This window comes from Streptomyces sp. NPDC007971 (assembly GCF_042958635.1).
GTDB lineage: Bacteria > Actinomycetota > Actinomycetes > Streptomycetales > Streptomycetaceae > Streptomyces.
On record NZ_JBIBJK010000023.1, the window covers coordinates 114,355 to 126,520 of the forward strand.

Annotated in this window: 8 protein-coding genes and 2 pseudogenes; 2 read left to right on the forward strand and 8 right to left on the reverse strand. The window is 70.9% G+C overall.

The genetic code is table 11. The annotated features are described in order from the left end of the window. Positions 1 to 146: 146 nt before the first annotated feature. The 3 genes and pseudogenes from ACFZCP_RS37165 to ACFZCP_RS37175 all read right to left on the reverse strand — a co-directional run. Positions 147 to 1,721 carry an alpha/beta fold hydrolase gene (locus ACFZCP_RS37165; RefSeq protein ID WP_391437729.1) on the reverse strand — a complete coding sequence of 525 codons (1,575 nt, stop codon included), beginning with the start codon at positions 1,719 to 1,721 and terminating at the stop codon, positions 147 to 149. Between the two features lie 462 nt (positions 1,722 to 2,183). After that, a pseudogene (locus tag ACFZCP_RS37170) lies at positions 2,184 to 2,762 on the reverse strand (LLM class flavin-dependent oxidoreductase); the annotation flags it as partial. Between the two features lie 468 nt (positions 2,763 to 3,230). After that, positions 3,231 to 3,540 (reverse strand): annotated as a pseudogene (locus ACFZCP_RS37175) (IS5/IS1182 family transposase); the annotation flags it as partial. A gap of 257 nt (positions 3,541 to 3,797) precedes the next feature. Here ACFZCP_RS37175 and ACFZCP_RS37180 point away from each other — a divergent pair. Beyond that, positions 3,798 to 3,968, forward strand: a complete 171-nt coding sequence (locus ACFZCP_RS37180; protein ID WP_391437732.1) for a hypothetical protein — start codon at positions 3,798 to 3,800, stop codon at positions 3,966 to 3,968. A gap of 253 nt (positions 3,969 to 4,221) precedes the next feature. Here ACFZCP_RS37180 and ACFZCP_RS37185 read toward each other — a convergent pair whose 3' ends face one another. The 5 genes from ACFZCP_RS37185 to ACFZCP_RS37205 are packed head-to-tail and all read right to left on the reverse strand — an operon-like array spanning position 4,222 to position 10,589. Continuing rightward, the gene (locus ACFZCP_RS37185) at positions 4,222 to 5,157 is read right to left on the reverse strand and encodes an ROK family protein (protein ID WP_391437737.1); all 936 of its coding nucleotides are present in this window, start codon (positions 5,155 to 5,157) and stop codon (positions 4,222 to 4,224) included. Beyond that, on the reverse strand, positions 5,154 to 6,962 hold the full coding sequence (locus ACFZCP_RS37190) for a dipeptide ABC transporter ATP-binding protein (protein WP_391437742.1): 1,809 nt from the start codon (positions 6,960 to 6,962) through the stop codon (positions 5,154 to 5,156). The genes ACFZCP_RS37185 and ACFZCP_RS37190 overlap by 4 nt, the downstream gene beginning before the upstream one ends. Next, positions 6,959 to 7,840 carry an ABC transporter permease subunit gene (locus tag ACFZCP_RS37195; RefSeq protein WP_391437748.1) on the reverse strand — a complete coding sequence of 294 codons (882 nt, stop codon included), beginning with the start codon at positions 7,838 to 7,840 and terminating at the stop codon, positions 6,959 to 6,961. The genes ACFZCP_RS37190 and ACFZCP_RS37195 overlap by 4 nt, the downstream gene beginning before the upstream one ends. Then, on the reverse strand, positions 7,837 to 8,796 hold the full coding sequence (locus ACFZCP_RS37200) for an ABC transporter permease subunit (protein WP_391437753.1): 960 nt from the start codon (positions 8,794 to 8,796) through the stop codon (positions 7,837 to 7,839). The genes ACFZCP_RS37195 and ACFZCP_RS37200 overlap by 4 nt, the downstream gene beginning before the upstream one ends. A gap of 2 nt (positions 8,797 to 8,798) precedes the next feature. Next, on the reverse strand, positions 8,799 to 10,589 hold the full coding sequence (locus ACFZCP_RS37205; protein ID WP_391437760.1) for an ABC transporter substrate-binding protein: 1,791 nt from the start codon (positions 10,587 to 10,589) through the stop codon (positions 8,799 to 8,801). A 185-nt stretch (positions 10,590 to 10,774) separates the two neighbouring features. Here ACFZCP_RS37205 and ACFZCP_RS37210 point away from each other — a divergent pair, with 185 nt between their 5' ends. Continuing rightward, complete coding sequence (locus ACFZCP_RS37210; RefSeq protein ID WP_391437764.1) at positions 10,775 to 11,971, forward strand: ROK family protein; 1,197 nt, start codon at positions 10,775 to 10,777, stop codon at positions 11,969 to 11,971. Positions 11,972 to 12,166: the final 195 nt, after the last annotated feature.

Consider the following 12,166-nt stretch of genomic DNA (forward strand, 5'->3'; position numbering starts at 1 on the left):
CGTCGACGAACGACGTCCCGGTCGGGCGGCCCGCCGACGCCTGCTCCACCGTTCCCGGCATCCGTCCCCGGCCCGCCGACGCAGACTCCTGCCGGCGGCGTGACCAGAGCGGTTGAGGTGTCGGCGGCACGCCCTCCGTGCCGTGATCAGAAGCGGGGCGCTCCCGGGGTGCGCTGCGGCGTCGGGAGGATGTGCTGGTTCACGCCCGGGCTCCGGCGGCCGGGCGCCTCGCACGTGACGTCCCGGGCCGGAAGCCTTCCGGTGCTCAGGTAGGCGTTGACCGTGCGGTTGGCGCACGAGCGCGGGTCGTCGGAGTAGACACCGTGGCCCTCGCCCCCCTCGACGTAGACCATGCGCGACCCCTTCAGGGCGTGGTGCATGCCCAGGCCGCTGGTCAGGGGTGTCTGGGGGTCCCACTGGTTCTGGACGGTGAGCACACCGACCCTGTTGTCGATCTTTGTGACGGGCTCAGCGGGTTTGTTCCAGAACGCACAGGGCGTGATGTTGGAGCCGAAGTCGCCGTACAGCGGGTACTTGGCCTTGTCCCGGATCGCGTCGCGCCGGTACTGCTCGGGGTCGTGCGACCAGGCCGCGGTGTCACCACAGACCACGGTCCAGAAGACGGCGCCGGAGTTGTCGGCCGGTGCCGCCGCGGCAGCGAAGCGACGCGGTCCCGTCCCGTCGTCCGCTGCGGGGGACCGGTGCGGGACCGGCCTGCCGTCGGCGGCCTTCTTCAGCTCGACGACCGCCTCCGCCGCGCTCTTGGGGCTGAAGAACTCGGGGCGCAGGCTGGCGCGGATGTCGTCCCCGGTGAGCTTCCTGCCGTGGACATCGACCGGATCGCGGTCGGCCCGTGCCACCAGGTCCCAGAACGCCTTCTTCACCTTGGCCGGGGTGTCACCGAGCCTGTAGGTGGTGTGGTGCTGTGCGGTCCACTTCGTCCAGCGGGTGAACGCCGGCTCAGTGCCCTCCGCCCAGACCTGGATCATGCCCCGCCAGACCCGGGCCGGATCGACGGCGCTGTCCAGCACGAAGCGGTCGGTCCGCCCGGGGAACATCTGCGCGTAGACGGCGCCCAGATACGTACCGTACGAATAGCCCAGGTAGGAGAGCTTCTTCTCGCCCAGGACGGCGCGGATGACGTCCATGTCCCGGGCCGTGTTGCGGGTGGTGATGTACGCGAGCTTGTCGCCGTTCCTGGCACGGCACTTGTCGGCGACGGTGCGGGCCCACTTGACGTCACGGCTGAACGTCTGTGATCTGTAGGGGTGTTCGGTGTTCTGCTCCGCGTCCGTCAGACCGCAGGTGACGGGGCTGCTGCGGCCGACGCCGCGCGGGTCGAAACCGATGAGGTCGTACTGCTCACGGACGTTCTTGGGCATCGACTCCTTCATCATGACCGGCATGTCCAGGCCCTCGCCGCCGGGACCGCCGGGGTTGAAGAGGATCGCACCGTGCCGCTTGCCGGGAACGCTCGTCTTCATACGGGAGATGGCAAGATCGAGCGTCTTGGAGCCGGGCCGGCTGTAGTCCATCGGGACCTTGATCGTCGCGCACTGGAATGCGGCGGGCATCTGCGCGTCGCATCGGTGCCACGCGGGCTTCTGGTTCTCGAATCTCTTCAGGGGTTCTGCCGCGGATGCCTGCGCCGGGGCGAGGGCGGGGAGCACCGTTGCCGTGATCCCCACTGCGAGCAAGGGCGCCATGCGTCCTATCCGCACGATGGCCGTTCCTTTCGATCAACTTGCAGGTCGGAACGACCATTTCGTGTCGGCGGAGGCGACCGAATCCCTCTGCGGGGCGGTCTTGCTACGACTTCCGGCGGACGCAGAAAAAGACGTGCGGTGGAGAACCCAAGTGCCCTGATTGTCATCCGCACTTATGGACGGCGGGGAGGTCCGCGCGGGACACGTACGGCAGAAGCGGCCGCGTGGCAGAGAGGCGTGTCCGCAGGGAGGAGGGCATCCGATGGGGTGGAGGGAGTTCCTCGCCGGACTGTCTGACGACGACGGTAGCGGGACAGCGCCTGCAGGCTGTCCACGCTCCGCCTGGAGCCGGGCGGCGGCATTGGCTGACCCGCCGCCCAAGGGTCGGTCACCGCATGCACCGGCGACCGGTGCCGGCCCGGGCGAGAGAGGAGACGTCGCCCTGGCCGAAGGCTCCGGATGCGACGCCGACTTGTGTCAGGCGGTTTCGCCCTGGCCCTTTGCCTCGCCGGCGCCACATACGTCGCGCAGTTGCTTGAGATAGGTCAGGCCCTCGATGACCTCAGCGGCCGGCCCGAGCAGATGGGTCAGCAGCCCGGCGCGGACACGGCCCGCGCTCCGGAAGGTCTCGACGTCGCCGACGCTGGTGATCCATACCGGAAGCTCGGCCTGGCCCGGGGGTAGGAACGACCGCACCTGCGCAGGATTCCCCATTCCGTCAGTGGCATCGATGGGCTCTCCGCGCCACAGGGCCCGCACCTGCTCGACCCGCTCGTACATCACCGTCCGGCGATCGGCGTACGCCGACGGATTCAGCGCGAAGTCGGTGGCGTGCCCTCCGGAGGCGAAGGACACTCCGGCGCGGCCGCGGGAGATGTTGTCCACCACCGACCATTCCTCTGCGATCCGCAACGGGTGGTGCAGCGGTGCCACTACGCTTCCGGCCCGGATTTTGACGCGGCTGGTGGTCGAGGCGATCGCCGCGCTGGTCACCGAGGTATTCGGATAAGTCCCACTGAATGGGTGAAAATGGCGTTCCGGGGTCCATGCGGCCTGGAAGCCGTGCTCGTCCGCGAAGCGGGCGCCGTCGAGTAACGGCCGGTACGGTTGTCCTTGGCAATTCCGCTGTCATTGGCGAAGTAGAAGAGGCTGAAATCCATCGTGAAGGCCCCCTATGCCGATCATTGATGCATAGGTGAACTGTTGTGTATGTCATGGAGCGCTGAGCTGTCCCGTATGCCGGGTCCCCTCCCGCGCCCGGTGAGCATGCGCAGCGTTGTGGCGTTTTCGCAAGCTTTTCACTGGCCGGAGCGGTGCGGAGCCAACGGCGGACGTCGCACTCCCAGGATTTTCTCAGGCAGGGGCGCCCTCGTAAGTGTCAAGCGTGCGAGCGGATGTCTCGCGAGCGAGACAGGCACAATATCGGCTGAGCTGCACCTGGGCATGCAACTGTTGCAATGCGTGACCGCTGGACAGCGGTTGTCCCGTATAGTGCGTGAGATATCCGGCGACCAGTGGTGGACCCCGGCGACGGACGGCGTTCTCGGCTTCCTGCCGGGGGCTGGGGCGCGTTCGGCCGTGCCGTTCATGATGCGGAATGAGAAGGCCCGTGCGCTGGTGGCCCGTCTGCGATGACCGGATCTCCGCGGCAAGCGCGGTCGACTCCGGATTTTGCGATCGCACGGCAGCCCTTGTTTCGTGAACGCCCAGCAGCCTTTGCGGCTGCCGGGCGGCGGGAAACCGATCGCGACGATAAGGCGGCGGCCGGCGTCGACCCGACCGGCGAGTTGCTCGACGACCGGTGGTTCTCGCGTGACGCGAGGACGGGACGGTCGCCGACCGCTGATGGCGCGGTGTCATCAGCGGTGTCGAGCGGTGTCGAGCCGTGTCGAGCGATTTCAGGCAAGGGTGAGCGATTGGCCCCCGCGTGGCCCGCCGCCCCGGGATCGGCGGGCCGGCGCTTTGGAAGGCGCCGACGCGGGGTAAGCGGAACCTACGCTTCCGAAAGCGAAAACGGAACCCCCTTCTGCTATTGACCCTCAGCCTGCCCAGAAGCAACCCTGAACCTCACGCGCCGCAAGGGAGCAGAGCATGAGCCGAGCCACCGACACCCACCGCGTCGTCGAGTACTGGACGGACAAGGGCACTCACGTGATCTTTCCCGTCGCGAGGAACGACGAAGTCGACCGCATGAGCGACGAGCAGCTGATCTCGATGTACGGCGACCCCGAGGACGGGGCTGTCGCGCGCATCGCCCGCTAGGCCGCTCCGCCACCGGTCCGCGGCCGGGAGCCGTGCGCGGCTCGATCCACGTGCCCTTCCTGTGTGCGACAGCCCCGCAGGCGTACCGGTCCTCGAAAGCGCCCTCGTGCCGAGGGGCCGGCAGCCCGGCTGTCGTGCCCCGTGGGATCAAGTGAGCGGACGGAGCCTGCGAGGCCACCCGTCATCGGTTCGACCTGGGGCACCGCCGGATCGCCTTCGTGCCGCCCGTAGGCGTTCCGCCCGCGCCGGATCCTCAGACACGGATGACCGGGCCCAGTTCCGCCCGCGCCCGGGACGCCGCGCCGACCGCCACCGCGTCGCCGCCCAGGAGGGCGGGCCGCACCCGGATCCGCCGTCCGCTGACCGGGGGCTCGTCGGTCAGCGTGTGCCTGACCGACGGTTCCAGAAGCGCCCACGCCCGGCTGACGCCTCCGCCGATCACGAAGGTGGTGACATCCAGCAGACCCGCGGCGACGAGGATCGCACGGGCCACGGCGGTGCCGGAGGCCTCGTACACGGCGAACGCGTCGGGGTCGCCGAGGGCCGCCGCCTCCGCCACCCCGCGGGCGGTGGTGGTTCGTCCGGTCCGCTCGGCGTACCGGGCGGTGATCGACCTGCCGGACGCCAGCGTCTCCAGGTGGCCGCGGCCTCCGCAGGTGCACCGCAGATCGCCGAAACCGGGCACATGGCCGATCTCGCCGGCCGCGCCGTGCGGACCGTCGTACAGCCTGCCGTCCAGCCACAGCGCACCGCCGACACCGGTGCCGAGGGTCATCCCGAGCACATGCCGCTCACCCACGACCGCGCCCCGCGCGACCTCGCCGCGCAGGAACGCGTTGACGTCGTTGTCCAGGTACGCCGGTACACCCAGCGCCTCCTCGACCGCCGCCGCCACCGGGAAACCGGCCCAGCCACGGAAGGAGGAGTCGCTGGCCACGAGGATCCGTCCGGCCGGGGCGTCCACCACACCGGCGGCGCCGATCCCGACCCCGAGCAGCCGCCCGGGCGTGCGGTCGAGGAGCAGGCGCAGGGCGTCGAGCGCGGCCGAGACCATCGCCGTCCCGCCCTCGTGCGCGGGGGTGGGCACGGCGAACCGGTCGATCACGCCGAGGTCCGCAGCGCACAGCACCACCTCGGTGAGCGTCCCGCCGATGTCGACACCGGCGAGCACCCCGGGAGGAGCCGTCACGGGGCGGCCTCCAGCCCGGGCGAGGCCCGTCGGCGGCGTTGCAGCACCGGGTCCGGCACGGGCACGGCAGCGATCAGCCGGCGCGTGTACTCGGTCCGAGGGCGCAGCAGCGTGGTCAGGGTCGGCCCCTCCTCCTCGACGGCCCCGGCCCGCATGACGACGACGCGCTGTGCGAACTCCTGCACCACGGCCAGGTCATGGGAGACGAACAGGCACGCAAAGCCCAGTTCCGCCTGCAGATCGGCGATCACTTCGAGCACCGTGCGCTGCACACTCACGTCCAGGGCGCTGGTCGGCTCGTCCGCCACCAGCAGCCGCGGCCGCAGGACCAGGGCCCGGGCCAGACTCACCCGCTGCCGCTGCCCGCCGGACAGCTCGCGCGGCCCGCGTCTCGCCAACCCGGGCGAGAGCCTGACGAGTTCGAGCACCTCGGCGACCCGCGCACGCCGCTGCGCGGCGGACATGTCCCGCCGGTGCACGCGCAGCGGCTCGGCGACGCACTGGGCGACGCTCATCCGTGCGTCCAGTGAGGCCACCGGGTCCTGCAGCACCACGCCGACGCCGGAGAGCAGCGAGCGCCGCGGCCGTCCGCGGGTCCGGGCGAGATCGTTGCCGAAGAGGGTCACAGAGCCGGCGTCCGGGCGGACGAGGCCCAGGGCGACCCGGGCCGCGGTGGACTTGCCGGAGCCGGACTCGCCGACAAGGCCGACCGTCTCACCGGTGCGGACGGTGAGGGACACGTCCCTGAGCGCCTGGACGCCACGCCGCCCGCGGCCGAAGCGCACGCAGACGCCGCGCAGTTCCACGACCGCCTCCGGCCCGGCCGACGCCTCGGCGTCTCCGGCAGGCTCCGGACTCCTGGCGTCCCCGGCAGGCTCCGGGTACTCGGCGCCATCGGCCGGTTCGGGGTGCGCGGCTTCCCCGGCAGGCCGGGGCCGATCGACGTCCCCGGCCGTCGTCGGCCCGGTGATGTTCCCGGAAGGCCGGGGCTGCCCGGCGTGCCCGGCACGCTCCGGCTCGCCCACTGCCAGGCGGGGCACGGCGGCCAGCAGCCGCCGCGTGTACGCGTGTGCCGGCCGCAGCAGGACCTCCTCCACCGGTCCCGTCTCCACGACCTCGCCCTCCAGCATGACCGCGACCCGGTCGGCGAAGTCCGCGACCACGCCCATGTTGTGCGTGACCAGCAGTACGCCGGTGCCCGCGTCGGCGGCCAACGCCCGGAGCAGGTCCAGGATCTCGGTCTGCACCGTGACGTCGAGGGCGGTCGTCGGCTCGTCGGCGATCAGCATCCCGGGCGCGTTGGCGATCGCCATGGCGATGACGACTCTCTGCCGCTGTCCGCCCGACAGCTGGAACGGGAACGCCGACGCCCGGACCTCAGGCTCCGGGATGCCGACCCTGCGCAGCAGTGCGACCGCCGTCCGGGCGGCCTCGGCGCGGGTGACCGGGCGGTGGTTGCGCACGACCTCCGCGATCTGCGCGCCCACCCGGGTCAGCGGATCGAGTGCGGTGGCCGGCTCCTGGAACACCATGGAGACCGTACGGCCGCGCAGTCCCGCCAGGCCGGACTCGTCGGCCCCGACGACCTCGGTACCGTCGACCGAGACCAGGCCCGACACCCGGGCGCTCCCCGGCAGCAGTCCCATCGCGGCGAGGGCGACGGTCGACTTCCCGGAGCCCGACTCGCCCACCAGCGCCAGCGTTTCGCCCGGCCGGACACACAGGGACACGTCCCGCACGGCCGGCACCTCGCCGGTGTCGGTCGAGAAGGTCACGGTGAGACCCTCGATCCTGAGGACGGTCATCCGCGCCCCCTCACGTCGAAGGCGTCGCGCAGCCCGTCGCCGATCGCGTTGAAGGCACACACCACGAGGATGATCGCCACCCCCGGCGGCAGGATCAGCCACCAGCGTCCGGAGTACACGGCGGTCAGACCGGCCGACAGCATGCCGCCCCAGTCGGTCGACGGCGGCTGCACCCCGAGGCCGAGATACGACACGTACGCCACCAGCAGGATCGCGTCGGCGACCTGGAACGTCGCCGCGACCACGATGGTGGACACCGAGTTGGGCAGGATGTGCCGCCCGATCGCCCGGCCGTGCGTGCCGCCGACGGCGCGCAGGGTCAGTACGTAGTCCCGGCTCTTCAGGGTGAGCGTCTCCGCCCGCACCAGCCGGGACGGCACCAGCCACGACACCACTCCGAGGACGACGATCAGGCCGAGCGTGTCCGGGGTGGTGACGGCGGAGACGACGAGCAGGATGAACAGCGCCGGAATGGCGATGCCCGCGTCGACGATCCGCATCATCACGGCGTCCACCCAGCCGCCCGCGTAGCCCGCGACCGCGCCCCAGAGCGTGCCGACGACGGTGGCGAGGATCCCGGAGGTGAGCCCGACGAGCAGGGAGACCCTGCCGCCGTACATGAGCCGCCCGAACTCGTCGTGCCCCACGGCGTCCGTGCCCAGGGGATGCGTGCCTCCCGGCGCGAGGTCGACCTGGGCCAGGTCGGTGTGGGTCTGGTCCGTCGGGTGGATCAGCGGGCCGGCGAAGCAGAAGAGCAGGAAGAGCAGCACCACGAGGAGCCCTGCCACGGCCAGCCTGTTGCGGGCGAATCGGCGCACGGGCAGCCGGTGGCCCGCCACCGGCTCGCCGGCCGGAGCGGTCGGGAGTACGGCGGTCATGTCCGCTCCGTTCTCACCCGGGGGTCCACGATCCACTGCACGATGTCGGCCAGCAGCGTGCCGATCACTGTCGCGACGGAGATGACGAGGACGCAGCCGAGCAGCACCGGATAGTCGGAGGACTGGGCGGCGCTCCAGAACAGCAGCCCCATGCCGGGATAGTTGAAGAGCTGTTCGACGACGAGGGCGCCGCCGAAGAGCACGGGCACGTAGTAGCCGAGCATGGCGATCACGGGCGTGAGCGAGTTGCGGAAGACGTGCTTCCACAGGATTGCCGCGGGCCGGGAGCCGCCTGCGCGGGCGGTGCGCACGTAGTCCTCGGCGAGGTTCTCCAGCGTCGCGGCCCGCATGTACCGGCTGAACACCGCGACCATGGAGGCGGCCCCGGTGACCACCGGCAGGACGAGGGCCGCCGGGTCCGCGAACACCTCGGACAGCGTCGCGCCCTGGGGGCCCTGCGAGGGGAACCAGCGCAGGCTCTGCGAGAACACCAGGATCAGCAGCAGCCCCAGGAAGTACACGGGCGTCGAGTACGCGACGAAGCCGAGCGCCGTGACGACGTAGTCCACCGGCTTGTTGCGCCGCATCGCCTGCCACATTCCGAGCGGGATCGCCGTCACCAGACCGACGAGCGCGGACAGCACGGTCAGCACCAGGGTCTTCGGCAGACGCTGTTCGATGAGCCGGGAGACGGTGTCGTTGAGGGTGTACGAGGTGCCGAGGTCGCCGTGCAGGAGGGTGCGCAGGTAGGAGAGGTACTGGAGGGGGAGCGGCCGGTCCAGGCCCTGTTCGTGGTTGAACGCGGCGATCTGCTGGGCCGTGGCCTGAGGGCCGAGGATCCCGCGTGCGGGGCCTCCGGGCAGGGCGTGCAGCAGACCGAAGACCACGACCGTGACGACGAGGATCACGGCCAGCGCCTGCAGGAGCCGCCGGGTGAGGTACAGCGGGGTCTCCATGGTCAGCTGCTCCACTTCCACTGTGCCGGGTGGAAGTTGGCGAGGGAGTCCTGGGAGAAGCCGCCCAGGCCGCCCCGGACGACGGAGATCTGGTAGACGGGCTCCGGCAGCCAGATCACCGGCAGGTCCCGGGCGAGGGCCGCGCTGTAGTCCTGGATCGCCCGGGTCGAACTCGACGTCGTGGACCGGGAGACGAGGTGGTCGACGTCGGGGTTGGAGTACGAGCCGAAGTTCGAGCCGCCCTTGGACTGGAACAGCGAGTCACCGGTCGGGAAGGCGGGGAAGTACCAGCTGCCCGCGGTCCCGAAGAAGGACAGCTGCCACGTGCAGACCGCCTGCCCGGCGGTGCACTGGGGGGTCTGGGAGAGCACCGAGTTCACGGGTGCGGTCCTGATCGAGAACTTGATCCCCGTCTTCGCGAGCGAGGACTGGATGGCACTCATCATGTTGTCGGTCACCGCCGAGCCGGACTGCGCCAGCACCCGCATCGCGAACTCGGTGCCCTTGGCGACGCCCGCACCGCACTGCGCCGGGCCGGTGCCAGGATCGGCACAGGTCATGACGCCGTCCTGCTCCCTCCAGCCGTGCTTGGTGAGCAGTGCACGGGCGGCCGAGGTCGAGAACGGGTACGGGTTCCTGCGCTGCACCGGGGAGACGAACCCGGACGCCTGGCCCTGCGGGACAGGTCCGTAGCCGGGCACCGCAGTGCCGTTGAAGATCACCTTCGCCAGGCCGGTCTGGTCGATCGACCGCTGCACGGCCTGGCGGGCGTAGAGCTGTCGGAACACGGCGCCCATGCCGGGGTTGTTGAAGTTGTACGGCATGTACGTGACCGCCCAGCCGGACCAGGGCTTCACCGAGTAGCCCTGGGCGGTGAACCGCTCCTTCTGGTCGAGGTCGGTCGCCTCGATGTAGCCGTAGTCGAGGGTGCCGGAGCGCAGCGCGTTCTTCTCGGCGTCCGCCGTGGTGAACGGCAGCAGGTTCACCGTCGCGATGCCGGGCTTCTCACCGCCGTCGTAGGCCCGGTTGGCGGTGAGCACCACCTTGCCCGTGGTGGAGAAGGACCGCAGCGCGTACGGGCCGCTGATGGTTCTCCACAGGGCGTCCTTCTCGTAACCGGCGATGTTCTTCGCCGCGTTGTTGAGGTACGCCCACACCTGCCGGGCGCCCGCGGGCGTGCGGTCGGCGTCGGACACTCGCGTGGAGGAGCCCGTGCGGTCCCAGGCGTGCTGCGGCAGCGGGGTGATGCTGCTCAGCTCGTTGGCCAGCATCCACTGGGAGTTGTAGGCGCGGTCGAAGGCGAGGGTGAAGTGCCGGGCGTCCTCCGCCTTGAACGACGTCCAGTTGTCGGGCGCCTTGCCGGGACTGTAGCCCGCCCACTGGGCCTTGTCGGCCTTGATGAGGTTGAACCAGAACTCCACGTCCCGTGACGTGACGGGCTTGCCGTCGCTCCAGTGCCGGTCGCCCAGCGTGATCCGCACACTCTTGCCGTCGGCGGCGAAGTCGGCGGCGGTGGCGACGGAACCGGCCTTGTTCCAGGCGATCCGCCCGGTGGAGCCGTCGTAGGCGACGAGTGGCTCCCACAGTGTGTTCGCGATGGAGATGTTGTTGGTGTTCAGGTGCGCCGCGGTGCCGATCGGCAGGATCCAGCTCGGGGTGAAGTTCGCGGGCAGGGCGTAGTCGACCGAATTGTGGGACGCGGACGACGTACCGCTCGTCCCGGAACAGCCCGCGAGCAGCAGCGTGCCCGCGGACAGGGCGGCGGCGAGAGGCCTGGTGCGAGCAGGAGACATGGTTCACCTCGGGGGAGTGGAAGGGACCGGAGGTGGGCGGGAGGCCAGTCAACGACCGCCGTGTCCGAAGAAACAGACGCACTGCTGTAAAAAGCCTGTTACTGCTGTTCTGGAAAAAGCGATGGGGGGTGGTCGCGGGCATACGCTCGACGCTTGGACCGCCGATGCCGGAAGTGGGTTCGCCCGTGACCGAAAAAAGTCCACCGCGCAGGAAACACTCCGTCGGAGTCTCGTCGTTGGCCGAGCGGGTTCTGGAACTCCTCGCCTCCGGGCAGGCGTCGACGCGCACGGAACTGGCAGGGCTGCTCGCCGCCGCCCCGTCGACGATCTCGTTCACCGTGAGCCAGCTGCTGGCCCTCGGGCTGGTCGCCGAGGAGGGCACGGTCACCTCGACCGGCGGCCGCCCGCGCAAGGCACTTCGCCTCGGAGGCAGCGACGGCTTCGCGGTGGCGGCCGAACTCGGCGGCCGGCACGCCCACATCGGGGTGGTGCCGGCCGGTGGCGGGCTCACCGACGTGTCCACGGTGCCTTTCGCCACGGCCGAGGGCCCCGAGGCCGCACTGCCCGGACTGGCGGCGACGCTGGAGCATCTCGCCGAGCAGCATGGCCGGCACGTGCTCAAGGGCGTCGGCCTCTCGCTCCCCGGCCCGGTCGACCTCGCCTCCGGTGTCGTCACGCTCCCGTCCCGGATGCCCGGCTGGAACCGCTTCCCCGTCCGTGCCTGGCTGGAGGACCGCTTCGGCGTCCCCGCGGCGATCGAGAACGACGCCAACTGCATGGCCGTCGGCGAGCACATCGTGCAGCCCGCCGAGCGCCGCCAGTCCATCATGGTGAAGGCCGGCACGGCGATCGGCGCGGGCGTGATCGCCGACGGACGGCTCTACCGGGGCGGCTCGGGCGCCGCCGGCGAGATCACCCACGTCCGCGTCGAGGCCGCCCACGACATCCCCTGCTCCTGCGGCAACACCGGCTGTCTGGAGACCGTGGCCTCCGGGGCCGCGCTCGTGCGGATCCTGCGCGAGCGGGGTCTCGGGGTGACGTCCACCGAGGACGTCGTACGGCGCGCCTCGGACGCCGACCCCGAAGCCACCCGCGCGGTCCGCCAGGCCGGGCGGTACCTCGGCATGGTGCTCGCCGCCAACGTCAACTTCTTCAACCCGGACGCCGTGTACCTCGGCGGGATCCTGTCCACGCTCGAACCCTTCGTGGCCGCCGTGCGGAGTCAGTTGTACGAGGGCTGCCACCCGCTGGTGACCGAGCACCTGGCGATCGGGAGGGCGAGCCTCGGTGCGGATGCCGGACTGCTCGGCGCGGGCCAGTTCGCGCTGCAGCGTGCACTCGCCGGTGCCCTGCGCACGGCCACCGGTCACCGGCACCCCTGAGGCCGGGCGGAGGGAGCCGAACCCGGTCCGTACGACGCGTGAAGCCGGGAGGGAGGGCCGTCCCGGTCACCACGGCGCCCGGGGCCGGGCGGGGGAGTCGAACCCGGTCACCACGATGCCTGGGGCCTGCCCCGGCGAGTACGACTCCCGGGGCGGGCGCGGGTAGCCGGCCCCGGTCACCACCACGGACCCAGA